The sequence below is a fragment of the Cupriavidus sp. HY129 genome (genome assembly GCF_059492215.1).
Genome location: NZ_CP083256.1, coordinates 201,749 through 222,995, shown reverse-complemented (window position 1 = coordinate 222,995; position 21,247 = coordinate 201,749). Strand labels below are relative to the sequence as shown.

16 protein-coding genes and 2 pseudogenes are annotated in these 21,247 nt (G+C 58.3%); 10 read left to right on the top strand and 8 right to left on the bottom strand.

Features of this window, described 5'->3' with window-relative positions:
- The first annotated feature begins 73 nt into the window (after positions 1 to 73).
- Positions 74 to 721, top strand: coding sequence for an IclR family transcriptional regulator (locus K6G35_RS29985; protein WP_043355366.1), 648 nt, complete (start codon positions 74 to 76; stop codon positions 719 to 721).
- Positions 722 to 980: 259 nt separating this feature from the next.
- Positions 981 to 1,319 carry a DUF5615 family PIN-like protein gene (locus tag K6G35_RS29980; protein WP_377747427.1) on the top strand — a complete coding sequence of 113 codons (339 nt, stop codon included), beginning with the start codon at positions 981 to 983 and terminating at the stop codon, positions 1,317 to 1,319.
- Between the two features lie 582 nt (positions 1,320 to 1,901).
- Here K6G35_RS29980 and K6G35_RS29975 read toward each other — a convergent pair.
- Positions 1,902 to 2,912 (bottom strand): annotated as a pseudogene (locus K6G35_RS29975) (IS110 family RNA-guided transposase).
- A gap of 215 nt (positions 2,913 to 3,127) precedes the next feature.
- Between K6G35_RS29975 and K6G35_RS29970 the strand changes: the two are divergent.
- The 3 genes from K6G35_RS29970 to K6G35_RS29960 all read left to right on the top strand — a co-directional run bounded on the left by K6G35_RS29970 (position 3,128) and on the right by K6G35_RS29960 (position 6,011).
- Positions 3,128 to 4,113, top strand: a protein-coding gene (locus tag K6G35_RS29970; RefSeq protein ID WP_412459421.1) for an IS5 family transposase whose coding sequence is annotated in 2 segments (ribosomal slippage) — positions 3,128 to 3,725 and positions 3,725 to 4,113 — 987 coding nt in all. Because the reading frame shifts where the segments join, the coding sequence is not laid out codon by codon here.
- A gap of 121 nt (positions 4,114 to 4,234) precedes the next feature.
- Positions 4,235 to 4,867, top strand: a complete 633-nt coding sequence (locus tag K6G35_RS29965) for a tripartite tricarboxylate transporter substrate-binding protein (protein WP_233528039.1) — start codon at positions 4,235 to 4,237, stop codon at positions 4,865 to 4,867.
- Positions 4,868 to 4,991: 124 nt separating this feature from the next.
- Positions 4,992 to 6,011 (top strand): LacI family DNA-binding transcriptional regulator, encoded by a 1,020-nt coding sequence (locus K6G35_RS29960; protein WP_058698223.1) that lies wholly within the window; start codon positions 4,992 to 4,994, stop codon positions 6,009 to 6,011.
- 586 nt (positions 6,012 to 6,597) lie between these two features.
- Here K6G35_RS29960 and bsrA read toward each other — a convergent pair.
- Positions 6,598 to 7,512 carry a LysR family transcriptional regulator BsrA gene (gene bsrA, locus K6G35_RS29955; RefSeq protein WP_058698222.1) on the bottom strand — a complete coding sequence of 305 codons (915 nt, stop codon included), beginning with the start codon at positions 7,510 to 7,512 and terminating at the stop codon, positions 6,598 to 6,600.
- A 165-nt stretch (positions 7,513 to 7,677) separates the two neighbouring features.
- Between bsrA and K6G35_RS29950 the strand changes: the two genes are divergently transcribed.
- Entirely contained in the window at positions 7,678 to 8,823 is a 1,146-nt protein-coding gene (locus K6G35_RS29950) for a sterol desaturase/SRPBCC family protein (protein WP_058698221.1), read from the top strand.
- A 417-nt stretch (positions 8,824 to 9,240) separates the two neighbouring features.
- Here K6G35_RS29950 and K6G35_RS29945 read toward each other — a convergent pair whose 3' ends face one another.
- The 4 genes and pseudogenes from K6G35_RS29945 to K6G35_RS29930 all read right to left on the bottom strand — a co-directional run bounded on the left by K6G35_RS29945 (position 9,241) and on the right by K6G35_RS29930 (position 10,789).
- Positions 9,241 to 9,840, bottom strand: coding sequence for a TniB family NTP-binding protein (locus K6G35_RS29945; RefSeq protein WP_081050312.1), 600 nt, complete (start codon positions 9,838 to 9,840; stop codon positions 9,241 to 9,243).
- Positions 9,841 to 9,863: 23 nt separating this feature from the next.
- A pseudogene (locus tag K6G35_RS29940) lies at positions 9,864 to 9,929 on the bottom strand (zinc-ribbon domain-containing protein); the annotation flags it as partial.
- 243 nt (positions 9,930 to 10,172) lie between these two features.
- Entirely contained in the window at positions 10,173 to 10,535 is a 363-nt protein-coding gene (locus tag K6G35_RS29935) for a type II toxin-antitoxin system PemK/MazF family toxin (protein WP_058698219.1), read from the bottom strand.
- Complete coding sequence (locus tag K6G35_RS29930) at positions 10,535 to 10,789, bottom strand: AbrB/MazE/SpoVT family DNA-binding domain-containing protein (RefSeq protein ID WP_058698259.1); 255 nt, start codon at positions 10,787 to 10,789, stop codon at positions 10,535 to 10,537. The genes K6G35_RS29935 and K6G35_RS29930 overlap by 1 nt, the downstream gene beginning before the upstream one ends.
- 432 nt (positions 10,790 to 11,221) lie before the next feature.
- On the opposite strand from K6G35_RS29930, the gene K6G35_RS29925 reads away from it, so the two are divergent.
- The 3 genes from K6G35_RS29925 (at position 11,222) to K6G35_RS29915 (ending at position 14,469) form a co-directional block, all read left to right on the top strand.
- Positions 11,222 to 12,775 (top strand): phage integrase family protein, encoded by a 1,554-nt coding sequence (locus tag K6G35_RS29925; protein WP_058698218.1) that lies wholly within the window; start codon positions 11,222 to 11,224, stop codon positions 12,773 to 12,775.
- A 553-nt stretch (positions 12,776 to 13,328) separates the two neighbouring features.
- Entirely contained in the window at positions 13,329 to 13,577 is a 249-nt protein-coding gene (locus K6G35_RS29920; protein WP_058698217.1) for a site-specific integrase, read from the top strand.
- Between the two features lie 538 nt (positions 13,578 to 14,115).
- On the top strand, positions 14,116 to 14,469 hold the full coding sequence (locus tag K6G35_RS29915) for a tyrosine-type recombinase/integrase (RefSeq protein WP_116318651.1): 354 nt from the start codon (positions 14,116 to 14,118) through the stop codon (positions 14,467 to 14,469).
- A gap of 1,717 nt (positions 14,470 to 16,186) precedes the next feature.
- Here the strand turns inward: K6G35_RS29915 and K6G35_RS29910 are convergent.
- Both K6G35_RS29910 and K6G35_RS29905 read right to left on the bottom strand, forming a co-directional pair.
- The gene (locus tag K6G35_RS29910) at positions 16,187 to 17,155 is read right to left on the bottom strand and encodes a ParB/RepB/Spo0J family partition protein (RefSeq protein WP_058698216.1); all 969 of its coding nucleotides are present in this window, start codon (positions 17,153 to 17,155) and stop codon (positions 16,187 to 16,189) included.
- Positions 17,152 to 18,357, bottom strand: a complete 1,206-nt coding sequence (locus tag K6G35_RS29905; RefSeq protein WP_171514465.1) for a ParA family protein — start codon at positions 18,355 to 18,357, stop codon at positions 17,152 to 17,154. The genes K6G35_RS29910 and K6G35_RS29905 overlap by 4 nt, the downstream gene beginning before the upstream one ends.
- Positions 18,358 to 19,584: 1,227 nt before the next feature.
- Between K6G35_RS29905 and K6G35_RS29900 the strand changes: the two genes are divergently transcribed.
- A complete protein-coding gene (locus K6G35_RS29900; RefSeq protein WP_058698215.1) occupies positions 19,585 to 21,102 on the top strand; it encodes a replication initiation protein in 1,518 nt (505 codons plus the stop codon).
- The last annotated feature ends 145 nt before the right edge of the window (positions 21,103 to 21,247 follow it).

Below are 21,247 nucleotides of genomic sequence, written 5' to 3'. Positions count from 1 at the left end.
AAGCAGGTTGCATCTCAAGGGCACCTGGCTTATGATGTTCACTAGGTGAACTAGCGGTACACAGGGTGTACGAATGAAGAATAATAGATCGATCCAACGCTGTCTAGCGGTGCTGCGCGCTTTCCGAGAGAACGGGCGACCTACGTTGGCGGAGTTGTCGCGTGCCGTAGACCTGCCGCACCCGACCGTTCTGCGCTTTCTATTGACTTTGGAGGAGGAGGGATATGTCGCGCGCGAGGGCAACCAATGGCGCTTGACTACCCGAGTCTTCGAAATCGGCTTTGCTGCTTTGGAAAGTTTGGGAGTGACAGACTCGGTTCAGCAGATGCTCCAGCAACTGGCTGACACGTACGCAGGAACATCCAACCTGGGTGAAGCGAACCCCGACGGGGTGATCATTATTGGAAGGGCGATGGCACTCGCGGAACGCCGTCGCCTCGTGGTGATGAATCTCCGGGTTGGAAGCATCCTGCCTCCAAGTAGCGCGCTCACACAGGCGTTGACCCTCGGGGTCGGTGAATGGGCGATGGTCGAGTATCCAGAGAGCAATCAGATCTCAGTTGCAGTCCCGCTTGCTCGGGTTGGCAACCGCCAGCTGGCTATCGGGATTTCCACATCGCCAGCCGAGGCGACACCCGAAAGGATCGAGAATGAAATCATTCCAACACTTCAGAATGCCGCAGCGATGGTCTCAAGGCTTGTTGGGATGGGGCCAGCGTAGGGAGTTCGCTCATCGCCCCGGGTGCGGAACCGTCGACTGATCAACACGAATCTGCCCGCTTGGCCGCTGGGATCTGTCCGGCGCTTGCAATCGAGGTTCACGAGGATCTCTGATGATTTCCCGTGAGCACATCGTAGTCGTCGGGGCACCCGCCGCCGGCATCACGGCATCACGGCATCACGGCGGCACGAGCGCTGCGGGCGCAAGGGCTGGCCCGGACGCCTTACGCTCATCGGAAAAGTAGGCGGCTTACCCTAGCATGGCGCTCATTGGACACGCCGACGAGGCCAGTTTCGCGACGGCTTGTGAAACGCGACGCATCATACTGACGCACGATTCTGATTTCTTGGATGATCAGCGCTTCCCATTTCACCGTAACCCAGGCGTGGTCGTTCTACTAGCTGCAACTGGCAATGGGACGCTGGAAATCGCATTAGCAGATCACTTGCGCATACTAACGCCCCGTACGGCAACGCCCATGTTGGCGCCAATATCTTCGCAACAGACGATCGAGAATGGACCGTCCGCAGGCATACTCGCGCCGAAGGAAGGCACGTTGAAACCCGCATCAAGCTGCATCCAGGAGATGACGCCCTAATTTGGGAGTAGCGGAGGCGTACCTAGCTACGCAGACGATTCTGCGACATGAAAGTTGCCGGGCAGGATCAATCTTCGAAGCTGTTCTGATGCGTGGTGTCTGCGACACTGCCGCTTTGGCTGGCGGTCAACGTAAAGGCATTGAGATCTGGGGCCGCTCAGTAGCCAGTACTTTGAGCCCGCATCCGATACTCCAGATCAATGCGGCCACCTTGGTTGTCAGCGTGCTCGTACTGATGATGGCGCGACAACCCGGTGTTCTGGCGATGCACAACTGTCATAGTTGCTGCGGCGCGATCCGTCACTAGGGAATCGCCTTATGTGGACGCCTCCCGGATTGCAAGCCGATTGACATGGTGGTCGACAGGTGAAGGCAGCACGCCTATGTCCGGCCCTTTTGTGCAGGCCGCTCAGCCTGCTGGCCCATATGGAATTCGCTGGCGAGGTCCTCATCTGATCATCGAGCGTTGCTGCTCACATTCCCTATCGGGTTTTCCTCGCCCCGGTCCAACCTGTTAGCCATCATGCGATCAATGCTTGCGCTCCTTGAGAAGAAGTCAGTTCAGGCGGGCCACGCACCTGGCTATGCAGCCATGGCGGGTGCCGTGTATCTCGTATCCCTTGCTAGCACCGCCCAGATGGTCCGGGCGAGTTTGTTGGCTACGGCAGCCACCACTACATTGAAAGGACGTCGCTGAAGCAATCCGTCGAGCCAGGCGGTTCATGCGCCTTTGATGATCACCGATCTGGCGCCGTGTATGAGTAGGGTGCGCAGGTAGGTGTCACCTCGCTTGCTAATGCCAAGCTGGCGCACGTGACCACCGGTGCCCGTTTGTTTCGGTACCAAGCCTAACCAGGCAGCGAACTCACGCCCGGAGCGAAACGTTTTGGCATCGCCGATCGCAGCCACCGCAGCCGTGGCGGTTAGCAGCCCCACGCCAGGAATTTCAGCGATCTTCTGGCATTCCTGATTGTCGCAAAGCGCAACCTTGAGCCGACGTTCCAGCACAGCGATTTCCTTGTCGGTTGCCTGCACGCGTGCCCATTGCTCTCGTAGGCTGTCGATCAGTATGGCTGGCAAGCGATTCGCGATCTTGGCAAGCGCACCAGAAATTTTTTCGGCAAATTCCCGATATCCTTCCGGAAGGACTTCACCAAACTCATAGAGTAAGCCGCGCAATGCGTTCGTCTGCATGATCCGGAACTTCATCAGTTGAGCCCGGATGCGGTGCAGCGCCAGAATGGTCTGTTGCTGCTCGCTCTTGATCGCAACAAACCGCGCCTCGGGCTGCTGGACTGCTGTCCAGATAGCTCTGGCATCGGCAGCGTCGGTTTTATTACGCAACACAAAGGGACGAACCGATCGCACAGAGATGAGCTTCACTTCGTGGCCGAGCTTCTGCAGTTCTCGTGCCCAATGGTGGGCGCTGCCGCAAGCTTCGATGGCAATGAGTGAACGCTCCCGCTGAGCAAGGAAGTCGGTGACCTGGCTCCGCTTCAACTTGATGCGCTCGATTTCACCAGTGTTGGCATTCACCGCATGAAGTTGGAAGACATGCTTGGCAATATCCATGCCGATGACGGTAAGCTTCATTTTGGATCGTCCCGATCAGGGTCGTTTGCAATCGACACCTCCACTTTGGCATAGGGATGCCATGGCAGCGAGGACCCTTACAGTTACTCTTGCAGGTAAGCGGCGCCCCGTTGCCGGGGGGAGGCGTCCATACCGTCTGATTAAATCAGTGCGCGAGTCATCGAGGCATTGGGTGAGCGCGTTGTCATGAGCGTGTCCATGATTCAGGTCCTGTGATGAAGCGACAGATCAGTTTTGCGGAAGCGGAAAGTCACGGCAAGAAGCGTGTGACGCGCCGCCAGCGCTTCCTGTCGGAGATGGAGAGCGTGGTGCCGTGGGCGCGCCTGATTGCGGCGGTCGAGCCGTACTACCCCAAGGGCAAACGTGGCCGGCCGCCGATCGGCCTTGAGCGGATGCTGCGCATTTACTTCCTCCAGCAGTGGTACGGGCTGTCGGACGAGGCACTGGAAGACGCGCTGTACGACAGCATGGCGATGCGGGCGTTTGCCGGGATCGACCTGGCAGTCGAGGCGGTGCCAGACGCGACCACGCTGCTGAAGTTTCGCCGCCTGCTCGTCGAGCATGAACTGACGCGAAAGCTGTTCGACGAGATCGGCATCATGCTGTGCGAGCGGGGACTGATGATGAAGGAAGGCACGATTGTGGATGCCACCATCATCGAGGCGCCACCGTCGACCAAGAACAAAAAGAAGAGCCGCGACCCGGAGATGCACCAGGCCAAGAAAGGCAATGCTTGGCACTTTGGGATGAAAGCCCATGTCGGCGTGGATGCGGCCTCTGGGCTGGTGCATAGCGTGGTGGGCACTGCGGCCAAGAGTCGGACGTGTCGCAGGCCCATGCCTTGCTGCATGGCCACGAGGAGCATGCGTTTGGCGACGCGGGCTACACGGGCGTGGACAAGCGCGAGGAGATGCAAGGCAAGACCGTGAAGTGGCAGGTGGCCGTCAAGCGCGGCAAGATCAAGGCGATGTGTGACGGAGCCGTCAAGGACTTGCTGATCGCCGTCGAGCGGGTCAAGGCACAGATTCGGTCGCGGGTTGAGCATCCGTTCCACGTTATCAAGAATCTGTTTGATCATCGCAAGGTTCGCTACAAGGGCCTGTTCAAGAACACGGCGCAGTTGTTCAGCCTGTTTGGTTTGGCGAATCTGGTGTTCGCCAGGAGGCTGTTGTTGTCCTCAGAGGGGAGCAATCCGTCCTGAGCGCGCAAAAGCGCGACCAGGAAAGGTGCGAAACGCGAGAAAGACGGCTTGAATCGGCCCATCTCTCCCGGATTGCGAAAGCTGAAGTCCTTGGCTTGTGCAACATCAAGCGCAAACCTCATTGATCAGCAATTCCTTAGTGACAACGGTGCCGCTCATTATCGTCACAGCAGCAAATTCGCCAATAAAGGACCTGCGCCAATTAGTCTCGATGGCAAAGGCTAGGCCAGGGCAGATCACCTTTGGATCCGCCGGCAATGGTTCGGGCAGCCATCTGGCCGGGGAACTCCTTAGTACCATGGCTGGCGTCAAGATGAACCACGTTCCCTATAAGGGAGACGCGCCTTCGCTCACAGACGTGCTCGGTCAGCAGATCAATGTTGCCCTTCCCACCTCGCTCGCGGGAATGCCGCAAGTCAAGAGTGGAAAGCTCAGGGCGCTCGCGGTCACGAGCAAGACTCGATTACCGTCACTGCCCGATGTGCCCACGGTAGATGAAGCGCTCGGGATAAACGGCTACGAAGCCGTTTCCTGGGGCGGGTTCATGGTCCCGAGCGGGACATCACAGGCCATCATTGCTAAGATGAACAGCGAGTTCAACAAAGCCCTTCAGGATCCGGAGTTCCGCGACAAGCTGATGGCTCAAGGAGCGCAGATCGCAGGCGGCACGCCTGAGGCGTTCAATGCGTTTCTTCGCGCCGAAGTTTCGAAGTGGAAGCGAGTGGCAGATTCAGCAAAGGTCCGGCTCGACTAGCCTCACCAGGGATGTCGATCCGTCGTCGGGAACCCCCCGACGACGGAAACTGCTTTCGACTACCAATCGTTACAATGGATGGCAGACGGCCGACATTCCGGCTGAAGATAACATCTGACCCGATATGGTGAATGTCAAGCAAGTCGCCCTCCTCGCCGGCGTTTCCTCGGCAACAGTCTCCCGTGCACTGACATCGCCGGATAGGCTGCGACCTGACACGCTGGAGCGCGTGCAGAACGCTATTGCAAGCCTCAACTACGTTCCCTTCTCGGCGGCTCGCGAACTACGTCAGGGGCGCACGCGATCGGTCGGCATAATTGCGCCGACACTGATGAATGAACTTTACGCCAAAGCAGTAGATACCTTGGAGGCCCAGCTCGACCGGCTTGGATATACCGTTCTGTTGACTTGCCATCGGGACGACAGTGAGACCGAATTGCGCTGTGCGCGCGCCCTATTGGAGCGTAGAGTCGACGGGATCGCAATAATCGGTTCACAACATCATCCCGAAGTCTTCTCGCTGATACACAAGCACGCTATTCCGTATGTACTAATGTGGGCCGTGGACCGCGAAGGAATGCATCCGACGGTGGGGTATGACAACCGCTTGGCTATGCGCAGGCTAACCACCTACTTAGTCAAACAAGGACACCGGCAGTTTGCAGTGCTCCCAGGTCCTCTCGAAACTCAGTTTCTATCGTCTCAACGGCTTCTGGGGATCCGAGACGTCCTCAGCGAGAACGACATTTCCTTACCCGATAACCGCATTTTTCCGACCCCTTACGATGCATCTGCTGTGCGACAAGCGGTGCGCGTCTGCCTGCAGCGCAAGGACTTGCTGTTGCATCGGGAACAGCCGACCGCCCTGATATGCATCAATGACTTCATTGCTGTGGCGGCGATCGCGGAGTGCCGCACATTGGGACTTTCGGTTCCGAGCGACATCTCTGTCACAGGCTTCGGCGACTGGCAGATGGCGGAACTGGTAACACCCGCGCTAACGACAGTGCACTCGAATCCCGTTCTGATTGGCGAGCTTACTTCGCGCAACTTGATTGAGCAGATCGAAGGAGGAGCCAAAAACATCCAGACCGAGTTCGAGCCTGACCTAGTAATTCGCGAAAGTACTGCGCCACCTCGATAATAGATGGCGGCCTCAAATCAAAAGTGCAACACCTTGCCATCATGCATTACTGTCCTGATCGTCCCAAGACTTCCCATAGCCGCATGATTTCGCGAGCCTTGGTCTGACGGTCGATGACGTCCGCTTTTCCATCGAGGCCCATCGCCTCACGAGGGAATTCCGCACATCCTGCCGGTGCAAGTTGGACGATCGAGATGCCCTTTCAAAACGGCATAAAGCTGCCTTGCGGCAGCGACGCGTTCTTGTGGCGTTGTTGCTTGTGACACGATCCCGTTCCCCTTTGATGCAGTGGGTAGGATTTTATCGCGCGAGACCTATGTGCCACACGGGCAAATGGGGCACGAAGCAACTGTAGGCGCAGGCAGGACATGGTTCCAGATGGATCGCGGCGATCCAATCGGGTTACATGGCGGTTACATAGACCGCAAAATGCACAAGGGTTTACAGGAAAACCCCTGTAAACCCTTGATTTTATTGGTGCGGCTGCAGGGCTCGAACGCGCCGCCCGATTTCCCGACACAGCGCCGGCAGCGCCACTATGGATTCAAAGATCCATCGCGCAGGCAGCCCAATGAGGCCCGCCACATCAGCTCGATTCGGTCTGTGCAACTTGCGCAATTTGCTCCTTCAGCCATTGCAGACCAGACATGTGTTGTTGTTGACGGTGCCATATCAAGCTGACCTGCACCGCAGGCGTTTCGAAAGGAAGATCCGCGAGCTGCAAGCCATAGTTGTGCACGAAATGCCTGGCCAAGTGCCAGGGCACGGTACCCAGCAAATCGGTGCTGGCGACGATGGCTGGAATGGTCAGGTAGTGCGGAACTTGCAACTGCACATGGCGCTGCACTTTGGCCGAGCCCAGGACGATCTCGAGCGGACTGCCGCGGCCGGCCCGCGGCAGGAGCGAGACGTGCTGTGCGGCCAGATACGCCGTCTTGTCGAGGCCTTCCTTGAATGCAGGGTGGCCCGGTCGGCCGATAACTGCGAGGCGCTCTTCGTGAATCGGTTGGTAGAGCAAATCGGCGTCGTCGAAGTACAGGTAATCAATCGCCAAGTCCAGATCTCCGCTGGCCAGCCGCTGCGGGATCAGGGCACCTTCGTCCGACAGTACCTGCAGCTTCACCTGCGGCGCCAGCGCCATCAGCCGGGTCATCAGGCTCGGTAACAGCCGTAGCTGCCCATAGTCATTCATCGACAGTCGGAAGGTTCGCTCCGTGTCCGGCTGAAAACTCTCTTGAACGGCAAGCCCTGCCTGCAGCAAGCGCAGGGCTTGCCGTACCGGCACGTGCAGCGTCATCGCCCCGGCAGTGGGCTCGAGTCCCTTAGCGGTACGGCGGAAAAGAGGTTGCCCCAGTTGCTCGCGCAGACGACTGAGAGCATTGCTCACCGCCGGCTGGCTCTTGTGCAGTCGCTCGGCCGCGCGTGACAGGTTGCGCTCCTGCATCAGCATGTCGAACACGAAGAGGAGATTGAGATCAATCTGCTGCAAATTCTGATTCATCAATAATTCTCATCATCAATATCCATTGGAATGAAAATGATCGCACCAATAGACTACAACACCAAGCGACCTACTGGCGCCAGACGTCAGAAAGGTCCGCGGGGGCTTGGCGGAACTGGCCACGTATCGCGAGCCCGACAGCGCAACAGTCTTTGAGAGCCGATCATGTCTTTTGATACCCAAACCTTCCGGAAGAAATACCGGGCGAACATTTCGCCTTACTACAACCCCTGGCTGCATGCTGGCTTCGTTCTTGTTTTCGGCGTGACCTTGATCCTCTTCTTGCTGAACAAGTTGGACCACGTCAGCGCGGTGGAGTGGCTAACTGTGCCGGCGACCTTAATTTTCTACAGCAGGGGCGAGTACCGCACCCATAAGGGTCTCGGGCACAACAAGAAGCGATTCGCGAAGGCGTTCTACCAGCGCCACACGGGCGACCATCATAGTTTTTTCGCAGATGACCAGATGCGCTACGAGTTCGCCAAGGACTGGCGGGTGATTCTGTTCCCGGCATGGCTGATCGTTGTCTACAGCATTGGCGCGCTGCTCGCTTGGTCGATCATCGGCCTGGTCAATGCGAACGTCGCTGCGCTGTTTGCCGCCACGCTACTGGGCGGTTATCTCAGCTACGAGATCTTTCATGCCTGCGAGCACCTCCCGCCGCAGAATCCGATCTGTCGCCTGCCGTGGATTCGCCACATGCGGCGGTTGCATGAATTGCATCACCGCCGTGACCTGATGCAGACCAAGAACTTCGCCGTAGTGTTTCCACTGTGGGACTGGATCTATGGAACCCTTCATTGGGAGCCCGAAGAAGCAAGCGAGAGCCTGGTCCCCACCGTCAAGATGCAGCATTCCATTGATATCGCCCGGACGCCAAGCCAGGTACTGGCCTACGTGAGTACTCCGCTTCGTTGGCATGAGTGGCATCCTTACCACGTAGCGGTCACCGGGCAGGGAGGGTCGCTGCCGGTTGGGAGCCACTTTGCGTACGTCGGCGGCCGTGCAGGCAAGTTGCAGTGGGAAGTCGTGGAAAGTCTTCCGGATCGGCTCTGGCGAACCCGGGCCCGTGGCAACCGGGGTCTTGAGATGTTCGTCACGTATGAGTGCATCGGCACAGCCACTGGCACGCGCTTCGTGCGGACGCTGGAGTATCGGTTTTCCAGTGTGGTGGCCCGCATGGCTGATCGGCTGGTTTTGCGTAAGCGAATCGAGCGCGACTCTGTTGCCTTGCTTCACAAGCTGCGCAGCGTCTCCGAGAGCGTTCTTCCCGCGGCAGAAATGGATTGTGCTTCCAAACAGGCGACATGAAGGGCATGGGGGCATGCAGGCTCCACCGCGCGTGTCGGCCTGAATCGCCCCGGCTTTCGAGGAGGCCAGTTGGTTTGAGTTGAGGCTGCCACAGCTGCGTCGACGGGATTCAGAACCAGGCAGTCGAAGCAGTATGGGAGCTGATCTCGGTCTGACACCCACGCCATAGGTGTTTGAAGTGCCTCGAGCCTTGGCATACCAATATGAGTCAGCATCGCAAGGCGGCACAGTGCCTGCTCGTCCATCGGGGGAAATAGCAGCCAGCCAGAATTGGTCAACGCCGGAAACGCACCAAGGTCGCCAATCTGCCACAACTGGTCAACACTGATCTGATACCTTGCGGCCAGGCGACCGAGCCAACCGCCAAACGCTTCGTCATCGAATGGACGCGGAGCAACGGGCCAAGGCCTGACACCCTCAGGAGAGCAGGGTTCGCGCTGCATTCTCTATGTGACCCAGGTCGATGGCCTCCTTCCCATCCCGGATCGCGAGTTCTGCGGAAACAGTCAAGACACGCGACACTTCCCCGGTTAGCCCTCCACTTGCAGTCAGAATGGCATGTACGATCTCTCGCCGTGCGAGATTCGACGGACGTCGAAGCGGCAAAATCATCTCGAAGGCTGCGAGAAGAGAACGAAATGCCTCCGTCTCCTGCCATCTCGGCACCTCGAAACGGGCGAATCGACTGACCATCTGAGGATCCGTTTGGAGCGCCAAGACGGCGTCTTGAGTGCCAACGAGGACAACCGCGATTTTCAAGTCATTGGCGAGGAACTTCAGCAGATTCAGGGATGCACGCTGCTCCCGATAGCCTGCCAACAAGTGATGAACCTCGTCAACGATCAGCATGCGCGCCGAAACTTTTCGAAGCAGTTCGCGACTCAGTTTCTCGAGTGCTGATAGCCTTGCCGCGGCGTTGAAGGGAGCGCCCAGCTCGAAGAGCAATGAGGAATAGCGCCGCCGTGTCCGCCAACAACGCGCCGCACGCTCGCGGTGGGGCTGGATGCGCTGCCGCATTGCGGGCAGATCTGCGCAAGCCGTTGCCCACACTCCTCGCAGAACCTGGCTCCCGCGGGGTTTTCGAACTGGCAATTCGTGCAGCGCATCTCGCCTCCCGACTGCCTGTGCCTGCCACGCAGCCATTACAGGCGCAATCCGGGCAGTTGGCAAGGCGGCGCTGTGGCAACCGATGACTTCTGCCAAGCTTGGGGCGGCACCGCGCGTATTATCAGGCTTGAATTTGTTCGGTGGTCGGGAAAATCATGGATCTTCTGTTGCCCCCAGTCCGGGCGCGGAGGTCACGTGACCATCCACACTCACACCGTGGCAGTCGGCAAATCCCTTTGAGGTCACTCTGCGATCGCAATGATCTGATTCAATTGCTCGCAGGCGGCAGCAAAGACCTCCAAAGGCGCCTGCTTCCAGGGGTGGGCCTTTGCGTTGCGGGCTCGCCAGTCAAATGACTTGGGCTGATGGGCCAGAACGTAGCTGTCCTTCCCCTTCGGTCCCTGAAACCTGATCGCAAACGGATTGGTGTCGTTGTAGGCCGCCGTGGTCATCGGCAAGCCAATCACGATACTGGTCCGCTCATTGAACGGCCGCGGAGAAAGCACAAGCATCGGATGCATATCCTTCATCTCACGGCCGGCTTGCGGATTGCAGTCGATCCAAATGATGTCGCGTCGCTCAGGTGCCCATACCTTGCCCGCCATCAGATAGCCTCCGCGCCGACACGCTGCGTGGCCATGGCTTCACCCCCATGCTTGATAGGATCAAACAGAGCCAACTTCTCCGCGAGCGTGAGGGCACGACGTCCAACGGGCCGTACCGTGACACCAATCTCTTCGACCGAGACCTCGACTTCCTGACCCTCAGCGAAATGGGCCGAGCGGGCCACTGCGGTCGGAATCCGGACGGCCAAGCTGTTCCCCCACTTTTGGATCGTCAGAGTTGCACTTTTTCGCATGATCAAAGCCTTCCAAGAACGTTGATACAAGTCTAAACAAAACCACTAGAAGTTTCAACGCGTATAGACGTTCTACCTCGAACCGCACCCACAGCTTGCCCGGCGGCGTACGACGGGCGATTGATGCTGTCAGAAACCGGCGCTAGTTCCCCTTCTGTCGTAGCGCCCGAGGCCGGGATCTGGCGCGGCGTCGCGTCCGCAGGCGACCACATCGTTTTGACGGCAGAGGCGTAAGCGATCTGGCCCGGAGCGGTGGCCGCCCTGCCCTCGGGACATTCGCACGGCACGGTCATGGGCGTGGCGTACAGTCCTGGGTGAGGCCTAGCCGCCGGCACAAAAATAATTTACATTGCGCTTTAGTCAGCATTTCGGCCCGGCTCCGGATGGCTCCTGCTGAATATTGTTATAGTTCAAGCACTTACCGCTGCCTCCATGGTTCTGGATCCCAGCCTCAACGCCGTCACCAAGCTCACCCGCACCGAGTTTGCCGTGGTCCGTGCCTATGCGCAGGGCATGCGGCCGGTGGACATCGCCAACCGCTACTTGCTGGACCCGGATGAGGACGAGCACCTGAGCGAGGCCCAGGCGATCCAGCGGATCCTGGCCTTGCGCGACCGGCTGGTGCAGTTCGCCTTGCAGCATGGCCGGCCCGAGATTGCCGGCATGTTCGAGGCGCTGCGCGCGCGTTCAGGGGTGGGCATGTCGCGGCGGGTAGACGCCGTGTCGGCGCTTGAGCAGCTTGGACAAGGCTACCCCCAGCCCCAGCACGAGGTGTCGCTCTGGTTCAAGCCGAGCCTGGCACGCCGACTGATGGCCGCCGAGATCCGGCGGATCGAGGACCTGACGTCCTTGGCAAATCGGCGCGGCAGCAGCTGGTGGCGTGCCGTGCCACGCATTGGCGCGCAGTCGGCCGAGGTCATCACGCACTGGCTGGTGCGCCAGCGCTCGGCCATGGGCGCCGCGGCGGTCAAGGCCTATGTGCTGCCGCCTGCCGCCCACGCCCACCGCGACGCGCTGGTGCCCTTGGCCTTGGCCCCCGGTATGCCATATCCCGTGCCACTCGAGCACATGCTGGTGCCAGCCTCAAATACCGCGACAGGGCCGGGGCTTGCCGCCGATCTGGCGTTCGTACGCGGCTGGCTACAGGATCGTGCGCCACATACCCGCAACAGCTACCGGCGCGAGGCCGAGAGGCTGCTGTTGTGGAATGCAGCGCGCAAGAAGGGGCTTCAGGCGTTGGAGGCCTGCGATCTGGAGGCGTATGCGGAATTTTTAGCGGACCCTCAGCCGGCGGCGTTCTGGTGCGGCCCGAGCGGGGCGCGCGACAGGATGCACTGGCGGCCGTTCGAAGGCCCACTGGGGACCAGTTCGGTGGCGGCCGCGTTACGGGTGGTTCGGGCGCTGCTACGCGCAATGGTCAAGGCCGGGCATCTGGCGGGCACCCCGCTCATCCCAAGGCAAGCCGCCGCCGCTGCGCCCACGGCGCTGCGCGCGCCGTCCGTCCAACCCGACGCGGAGGCGTTCCTGGTCTGGCTGGGGGAGGCGCGCCAGGGCCCGAGGCATCGGGCTGCGCTGGCTGCCATACATCTGATGCGCGACGCAGGCTTGCCACTGAGCGAGCTGGCCGCACTGCGCTGCGCCAGTCTGCAGTCGAGTGCCGAGGGCACCTTCCTGCGACGCCCGGGTGCGCGGCAGCAGCTGGTGGCCCTTGACACGGCCGTCCGACAGGCCTTGCAGGCGCATTGGGTCGATCGTGGCTGGCCAAGCATGATGCCGCCGGCGCAGGCAGCCCTGTTGGCGCCCACGATACAGCCTGCCACCGCGCGCGGGCGCAACAAGCGGCTTGCGGGCGTGGCGGGCGGGTACTCGGCCACCGGCCTGGATCAATTGCTGCGTAGTCTGTGGCGGCGCTTCAGCGAGCAGCGCGGGGTCCCATCGGAAGGGTTCACGCCCGGCCAGCTTCGCACGCGCGCCAGCCGGGCCTGAGCTGCTAGCGCCTGGATGCCAAGGCCAACCGAAGCGCCGGAGGCGAAATCCCTCCCCCCACCGCGGGTCCATACAACACAAGCAGCTCACAGAAGTCTACTGGCCGACAATCCCGACTGGAGTGCTCGTAGACCTCGGCCTGCCTTGTCACTTGGCTTATCATTATCCGAATTTTGGAAAGTGAGTGTACACTTTGTATGGGTTACGCGGCATTGCCGGCCTGACCGGCCTAATGTAGGGAGGCGCCAACCGGTCGCTTGCTGCATCCTAGTCCGCCATGCCCCCCCGGCAGCTTTTCACTGGCAGGAGGGGTGCTGCGGCCCATCCTCCGAACGTGCGGCGGGGCTGCGTGTGCGGCGATCGGTTCGACCGTCAGCTAGTACGAATCTGGCACTACATCAAAGCTGCTATAGGGGAATAGCCGCGCGTGCATCCCCTGCCCGGTTCCACCACCTGCGTTGGCATGCCATGCGTTCGGCCGATTACTTGGCACTTGGAAGGCTGCCGATGCCAGCGGCATGGCCAGGGGTTCTTGCCGGACGGACTCTATCGGATGCTGACAACGACGCTGCTTCGCCTCGCGGTAGACAGTACCCTGCCGCTTGACGAGGCCGAGCGCCGTTTGCTGCGCAGGGCCGCACCCAATGCGCTGCGACCCACCTTCGCCATTCAGGCAGTGGCCAACGATATCCCGCCCGACGTCGTCCAAAGGCTGCTTGGCCAGGCATCGCTGCAGACGAGTTCGCTGCCTGTCCGCTGGGGAGAGGAAGCGCAACTTACAAAGCATCGCGAGCGGTCGTGAACCTCACAGGTCGTCGCCGACGGATCCAGCCATTCTCATTTCCAGCGGGGCGAGAATATATCAATGGGGTTACGTGGGCGCCGACGATTGCGATCGCTACAAGAATTTCCTAGCGCAGCCGGATGCGCTCTGGATCGGCCCCAAGACTTCGCTAACTGCAGCGTGCTGACGCCCGTTCGCCGGACCGCTAAAGGGGGAATCCCAGCGCTATGCGGTGCGCGCGGATTTGTTTCTGGTTGGCCGGCGTGCGCTATTTGGGGCGGCAACCCCTGGCTGACAGCGAAAGAGCCAGTTGCAGCACGGCGCGAGATCCCCTTTGCAGTCGACAAGGCGTTGTCTGGAGAGTCGTGGGAAGCCCTCGCGAGGCGAGACGGTATCCTTGGCTATGGCAGGGCACTCCTCGGCAAGCGAAGCAAATGGCGCACGGTGCGCCTGCCCACGCGCGTCATTGACGCATTGCGAGCGGGTTGGGTTGATGGCGTACGTTATTTTGAGAATCCGGGAGACCAGGAGCTCTCCCTGCTCTCCCCTGTGGTGAATGCCTTCTACGCCCGCAGCACAGTCAATCCACATTAAGCTAAGCGCGGAGATACCAGCACTGACGGGGCCATGGTTTTCCCCGGATGGGCTCTACCGAATGCTGTCAACGGGCGTTGCAGCGCATCGCAGGGGATACGACGTTACTTCTTCATCAGGTGGAGCGGCAGCTGCTACGCCCCATCCATTGCGGAACACCTTCCTCGCCACCCATGCGGTAGCCAATGATGTCCCGACAGATGTCCTTCAAAGGCTGCTGGACCATGCCTCATTGCAAACGACTTCGCTGTATGTGCCCTCGGAGAGAAAGCGCACCTTACATGAAATCGCCAAGCTTTTTGAGAGCCATACGTGACAACAAGGGAAGAGTGCAATCCCAAGCGAACAGGATGATCGCTGCCATAGCGTCAACAGGGACGAGCCAACCCGCGTAGGGTCGGGCTGACCAAAACGCTCTAGTTGTTACACGAGCCGGTAATCAAGCTAGAGGCCAGCGGGGTACCAGCCGGCTACTGCGCCGCGGTTCACCAGAATGATCTCATTGGGAACGTGCCCCAGCTGCAGCACACTTCCTCCCCACTAAGACAAATGTCCGTCATCCGACAGGTGGGATTCAGCAGAGGCCCACGGCTTCATAAGCGACGGGATACTTGGCACCGGCCCATCCGACCTAGCGCGCATGGCGCCAAACCGGCAACGGCCGAGTTTTCGCACCAGAGTCGAATGCGATGACTGGCGAGGCGTGTGAGCTCCTTTAGCATTGGGCGCGTAGCCTGTCCGGCGTCTTGGCCCTGCACCGTGGCCAAAGTTGCAGCGAGGCCGCCCTCAGCCGACAAGCCCGCCGACCGCGCGGTTGTCTGTTCCGGCGTCGAGATCTGCGATGGCAGTGAGGAGCATCCTCATGCTTCTATATCCGGCCTTCGTGGCCCTTTCTCACTGCGGCAAGAACACCAAGATTGTGGGTCGCGGCGGGTAGCTTCTTGTAAGGTCACCAAATTGTAGTGTTTCGAGACTTTTACAAACGCAAAATCACCGTCTGTCCGGTTGCGACGTCGTGTGCCGCTAAGCATAGCTACGCACAGTGCGGCTTGCGCACAAGAGGACGGAGGTTCCGGAGTGTGCCTAATAGGCACACGTTCTTGGCGCCGTCACAACGGGCATAACCACAGGATGACTAGCCTATACACCATTGTTAGGCTGCGGGAGCGGAGCTCGTCTCGGCCTCCAGATGACCTTGTCATTCGAACAATGGGAAGGTGGGCCCTCACTGTGCCTAATAGGCGCGCTCAGCGAACGGCGCCAGGAGTGCGCCTATTAGACACACCGACGGTAGGCTGCGGTCGAGGGCGAGTGGGCCCGGCTCTAGCGGCGCCGTCAGCAGACTGGGACGCGTCCACGGTTGCGCGTGCCACAACCTCAGGCGGACCCACCGTCCTCTGGGAATTGGGTAACTTAAAGAGATACCTTTCCTCTAACACGGTAGTGGACGCCATTCTGTTGCGTTGGGACGGCCGGGTTACGACTTCAACTCATCATTGAGTTCGTTCGCGCTTCTATCCCCTGTAGGGATTTCGGACACGCCATGGGCCCACGGGTAAGCATTTCAGCCCGACTGAGACGACAAACACACTGGCCGGTAACGGCTTTTCGCCGGACAGTACTTGTTAGGTTCAAACGGGGTTGACGACCAGAGTACCGACTTGCCCGGCAAGCGTGTGGCGCGGCGCGCTTGTAGGTTCCATTCGTCTGTCACCTTTCCCACGCAGCCAGCCGCAAAGCTGATGCCCATTGACGTCCTGCAGCGCCTCCTCATATACGCTCCCAACAGACGACTTCATCCACGTCCAGGCAGAGCGCGCACGCGGCACAGACGAAGTGACGAAATATCTCAGCAACTGAAGTCACGCGATACAAGTTGTGCCTAATAGGCACACCTCGCGCCACCGCCGATTATGCCTAGAAGCACAGTTCTGGCGGCCGTAGGCACCCTCGCTCTGAGTCGGCCTTTTAGGCACACTTAAGCCGTAAAAAAACCCGCCATTGGCGGGCTTCTGATGTGACTAAACTGCGCATCAATTTGGAGTGCCACTGAATAGTTCGCTGATGAACTGGCGAATCCGCGTCTCCTGGGAGTCGGATAGAACTCCGGTTTTGATTTTTACTGTAAAGTTCTTTATATCCTTTGTGATGCTGCCCGCGTGGTTCTGACCAGCAAAGAACTTTTCGATGGAGCGCTCGCGAGCCGCTGAGCCCGACACTTTTTTAGTAGCCAATGCGGTTACGGCCGCGGCGAGCTTGCCCTGATCAAGATGGCCCCCGACGACATCGGTCCATAGTTCTCTAGTTGCCGACACACCCGCCTCTCCGTGTTTCTTCAGGCAAGACGCCAGTGCATCTGCGGCGTTACTCCCAAGAAGACTTGGCTGCAGGTCCAAGTCATGCTTCACGAAATCGGGCAAATCATAGAAAGCCATGAACTTGTAAAGCCCTCGCCTGGACAAGCCTACCGCCTCCGCAAGTCGTGTACGGTTCGGGAACTCCTTTTCCGAACGTTGAATAGACAAGGCGATCTCGTAGTCGGAAAGGTCGTCTCGGCCGATGTTTTCGACCAAGGCCAACACAATCATGTCCGCGTCGCTGCAGTCGACGACGACAGCCTTGATGTTCTCGAGCCCCAACATCTTATGTGCACGCCACCGGCGCTCACCGGCCACAAGTTGGAAACCTGGCTCAACGCGACGTACTACGATAGGCTGCAGTAACCCAACCTCGCGAATCGATTCAGCAAGCTCTGTCAGCTTGAGTTCATTGAAGGTGCGCCGCGGCTGCCAGGGGTTGGGAACAATATCCGCAACCGGCAGTTCCGAAGGCAACCCCGTCGCCTCTAACTCTTGAACCCTCAATTGCGCGGCAGCCAATGCGCCCGCCATACCTGGCGCTGTCTCAGTCCGATTTGCTCGACGAGTGGCATCCGGCTTACGGTCCGCCGTTGAGCGGATGTTCGCCGTCTTGGCGAGCATTTGTTCGCGAATGTTGCTCATTGTGCAGGCCTCCACTGTTTCACAAACATGTCGTCAACCCAACGGCAGTAATCCACCAGCGGCTGCCGAACACGCTGAAGCGACTTGGCTTGGCTGTGTGAGCTGCTGATGTCAAACACCGTGGTAAATGCCAGTGCGCCGGAGCTCATCACTGAGCTGGCAGGCACTTCAAAAGGGGCGAGCCAATGCCGATATGCACCTTGAGCCCAAGTTCGCACCACAGGAGCTGCCGATGTGGGCCCATAGTTAACTCGCGTCAAGAGCACTGACACGAAGTCGTACTTCTTATCGGCTTCGAATCTCATGAATGACTTTGCGACATCCGAAAAGAGTCGCCAGAACGACAAGGAGCTAAAGAAGTCCAGGTTTTCCGGCACCATGGGCATGACCATGGCATCGGCCGCCATCAATGCGTTCAAGTTGAGGTAGGACAGCGACGGCGAAGTATCCAGAATAATGTAGTCATACTTCTTTCGCAGTGGCTGGAGACCATCACGGAGTACCTGCCAGAATTTGAATCCTGGCACCTTCATCTGCATAGCAGGGAGGTGGTACTCCGCACCCACTAGTTCCGTGTGAGCCGGAATAACGTCCAGGCCATCCCAGTATGTCGATTGCAACTTCGCTTCCAAGCCACCTTCGACATCCTGGTTGTAAATGAAAGGCAGAATTGAGTCATCGGCGAATACCTCCTTCTCCGCGTACAAGCCGCACAACTCAGAAAGGGACGCCTGGGGGTCCAAATCGACGACCAGCACCTTACGGCCACGCAAGCTAAGGCCTTGCGCTAAGCACATAGTCGTAGTCGTTTTTGCGGACCCACCCTTCAATTGCGAAGTGATAATAATCTTGCCTTCGAAATCGCTAGGTCCAGCAACCAGCGGGGTCTGGTAGATGTCCGATACTTGTTGGACCCAATTTCTTGCCTCAGCCAAAGTAAACGTTCGGCCGCGACCAACGGTCTGCCCTTCAGGCAGCACACCGTCGCTATTCTTCGCCATGTGCAAGACCTGCTGACGGCTCAAACCACACAGCTCTGCAATTTCTGAAGTACTAAACATCGGTGCCGTCTTACGTGGCCGCGGCGCAAGAATCTGGTCACGTAACTCGACTGCGTAGTCGGTCACCACATCTGCAAAATCGCTAATCTCAGCTAGGGTGACCGTCGGGTCTATGGGCATCGGTTGACTGATATTCGCCATCGCAGCTCTTTTTCCGAAATTTGGACAAGCGCAGAATACAGCAATTGAGCAAACGCGTCCGCATATTTTGTGTAATCCGCGACACAGCGAAATCACTAAAGTTTACGAAACTAAGCTACAAGCCTTTGATTTACAACGTTTTCGGAAGATATGGGAAGAGGTGGCGCAAACGACTCAAAGAACTTTTGGAAGTCGCCAAGGAGCCATAAAAGGTGAGAGCCAAGTCCTCTCACCTCTCACCTTAGCCGTGTTCTTTGGTACAAAATCTCTCACCCAATCCCGCATCCATCGCCAGCGATGTGCTGTTCGATCCACACTTCAAAGCTCAAGATGAAACCTAAGGTGAGAGTTTTTGTAAGCCACGCGACGCCTACGCACAGCATCAACAGAACTCCGAACAAAATCTCTCACCCGATCGACTGGTCCGCAGAGTTAGAAGCCACTTCCTAGAACCAGGGGGCTGTAAAAGTGAGAGATTTTGTGCTCTGCCAAGCCAATCAAGAAGCCTACGCGCGCTGAGGTGGCCACAAGCAGACCACCAGCGAACTCTCAAAACGAGCCTAGGTACAAAATCTCTCACCTTTTGAAGGCTTCATCGCTGTTCAAAAACTCAAGTGCGATCGCAGGTTACAAAATCTCTCACCTTCGGATAACACCTTGACTTCAGCGCCCGAACAGCTGCGGCACAAAATCTCTCACCTTCAATGGATCTCGCGTGGGACTCAGTCACCTGCAGCTCCCACCCATGGCGACCGAATTTTGACTGGCGTCTGTTTGTTTGTTTGTGTTGTAAACAAAGAAAAACCAACAAACCTACAAACAGAGCAGGGTGATCCTCATAAAAATCAAAAACTTATCAGCCAAAAGTGAGGGATACGCCTACCGCAAGGTGAGAAACTTTGTTCCCTCAGGTGGTAGTTGTATACGTCTAAAGGGAGAGATCGCGGAGCCGAAGGTGAGAAAAGAGACCAGATAGGTAGTTCAGGTGAGAGATTTTGATTCACTCCTGTGGACATCTCTCGTATACGCTTGTTTTATAAAAGCAATTTCAACCAGCCGACGATCGTGAGGTGAGAGATTGTGTACCAAGGTGAGAGATCATGTACCTCGGCCGACACGAGGCACCTATTCCAGGTGAGATGAGTCCACATTGACATCTCACCATCACCTGACTAAAGTCTCGTGCAATTCATAACGTAAACAAGCTGCCCTCTCAGGAATCCCGGCATGGCAAGCAGCGTAGCAAAGCGGGTGACACCACTACAGTACGCGCTCGACTTATTCGTCGAGATGGCGCCCGCACAGACAGCCATACATGAGGTCGCCACCGACAAGGATATTGGCTACCACAAAAACAAGGTCTTCGCTCGCATTGTCGGACTGGGGATGTCCGCTCGCCGGTTTGTCGACGCTGCGTACTTTATCGTGGCGCAGGAACCCGAGGTCAAGGAAGGCTACGAAGTCTCGCTAAGCTTTTTCAAATGGCTGATGCGCTATGACAGCAAGAACAGGAAACACTTTTCGAGCGTTATTCGCAGCGTGAAGTCGTCGATGCTCGAAGTGACCAGCGCACCCGTTGTGTCGGTGGACGCGAGCGGCCGTCTCCTTGAAAGCCCCGGTGCGGCACATGACGGCGACGAGACTGACAGCGATGCCCGCAATCCTGATGTCGATACCGTGCGGGTCTCAGACGAAGAGGGCGACTGGCTCGAATTGATCGGTCGGGTCAGTGTGAGGGACGGACGGATTCGATTCCGTGTCCCTGTAGAGCTTCAACGGCTCATCAAAGACCCGGAGAATTCGTATTGGACGAGCCTTCTGGTCACGTCGAAGTTCACGCTCATCTACGCTCGCGCCATCTATGACCACATCCTGCCCAACGTATCGGACGAGCGGACGGACTGGTTGCCCCTCGATGTTGTGCGGAATCTACCGGGCAAGTCATGGGCCAATAACGCGGAGTTCAAGTACTTCAAGCGTGACTACCTTGACAAAGCAGTAAGCCAAATCAACGAGCTTTCCGACATTGAACTGTCCTATGAGACCCGTGCGGGGACACCCCGGTCTAGGAAGAAAGACCAGATTCGTTTCCAGATGAAGCGAAAGGATGCCGCCCTGGCGTCCAAAGCGGCCATGCTTAATTCGGTGGCGCTCTTCCAGGCATTGGAGAAGGAGTTTGCACTGACTGACTCTCAGTTCGAGCGAATCGCGGATAACCGCAGCGTCTGGACGGATGAGAGGATTCAGCAGGCTATCGAATACGTTCGATGGCGTATCCGTTCCGGTGACAAGGTCAAGCGAGCATCAGGCTATTTGTTGGATGCAATCGCAAACGACTATCGCGTTTCCGAAGCAGACAAGGAAGTTGAGAGAGTTCAAGCCAAGCTCGCAGACAAGGCTAAGGAGGAAGTCGAATCGAAGTCTGCTGCGCAGACCGCGGTCGCGGCGAGCGTTGCAGCGGCAGACGCCGCCGCAGAGCGTCGCAGGCTGGAGGAAGTCCGCGCGGCTCGAGACTATTTTGAGAGCGCCGAGATGACGACCCGTGAAGACCTAGTCCGTAAGTTCGTCACGACGAAGACGATTGGGACGCGAACGATCGAGCGTCAAGGTCTCAAACCTGCGGACATAAACGCAAAGAACATTATGGAGCGACCAAATATTGCCACTTCATTCTGTTCATTTGTGGCCGGTGAGCTGAGGAAGGCTGCCCGCAGCCGTGCGAATAGTCAGGACAACGTTCTTTAGTGACGGAAAGCCGGCCTAACGCCGCGCAGCGTGGACCGCGCTCACCGGCATCAAGCGGTATCGCGTGACAAATTAGGCCACGGCGGCGTCCGCTCTATTGCGGGCCGGCCCCCACCAACCTCGGCTGCACGCATACAATCGCCGC

What these genes read in the sequence shown, in the direction of transcription:
- bsrA (WP_058698222.1), bottom strand. Translation starts at nt 7,512, where the DNA reads ATGAATCAGAATTTGCAGCAGATTGATCTCAATCTCCTCTTCGTGTTC.
- K6G35_RS29900 (WP_058698215.1), top strand. Translation starts at nt 19,585, where the DNA reads ATGGCAAGCAGCGTAGCAAAGCGGGTGACACCACTACAGTACGCGCTC.
- K6G35_RS29930 (WP_058698259.1), bottom strand. Translation starts at nt 10,789, where the DNA reads ATGCGAAAAAGTGCAACTCTGACGATCCAAAAGTGGGGGAACAGCTTG.
- K6G35_RS29980 (WP_377747427.1), top strand. Translation starts at nt 981, where the DNA reads ATGGCGCTCATTGGACACGCCGACGAGGCCAGTTTCGCGACGGCTTGT.
- K6G35_RS29920 (WP_058698217.1), top strand. Translation starts at nt 13,329, where the DNA reads ATGCTGACAACGACGCTGCTTCGCCTCGCGGTAGACAGTACCCTGCCG.
- K6G35_RS29925 (WP_058698218.1), top strand. Translation starts at nt 11,222, where the DNA reads ATGGTTCTGGATCCCAGCCTCAACGCCGTCACCAAGCTCACCCGCACC.
- K6G35_RS29910 (WP_058698216.1), bottom strand. Translation starts at nt 17,155, where the DNA reads ATGAGCAACATTCGCGAACAAATGCTCGCCAAGACGGCGAACATCCGC.
- K6G35_RS29915 (WP_116318651.1), top strand. Translation starts at nt 14,116, where the DNA reads ATGCCTTCTACGCCCGCAGCACAGTCAATCCACATTAAGCTAAGCGCG.
- K6G35_RS29945 (WP_081050312.1), bottom strand. Translation starts at nt 9,840, where the DNA reads ATGCGGCAGCGCATCCAGCCCCACCGCGAGCGTGCGGCGCGTTGTTGG.
- K6G35_RS29960 (WP_058698223.1), top strand. Translation starts at nt 4,992, where the DNA reads ATGGTGAATGTCAAGCAAGTCGCCCTCCTCGCCGGCGTTTCCTCGGCA.
- K6G35_RS29935 (WP_058698219.1), bottom strand. Translation starts at nt 10,535, where the DNA reads ATGGCGGGCAAGGTATGGGCACCTGAGCGACGCGACATCATTTGGATC.
- K6G35_RS29950 (WP_058698221.1), top strand. Translation starts at nt 7,678, where the DNA reads ATGTCTTTTGATACCCAAACCTTCCGGAAGAAATACCGGGCGAACATT.
- K6G35_RS29905 (WP_171514465.1), bottom strand. Translation starts at nt 18,357, where the DNA reads ATGGCGAATATCAGTCAACCGATGCCCATAGACCCGACGGTCACCCTA.
- K6G35_RS29985 (WP_043355366.1), top strand. Translation starts at nt 74, where the DNA reads ATGAAGAATAATAGATCGATCCAACGCTGTCTAGCGGTGCTGCGCGCT.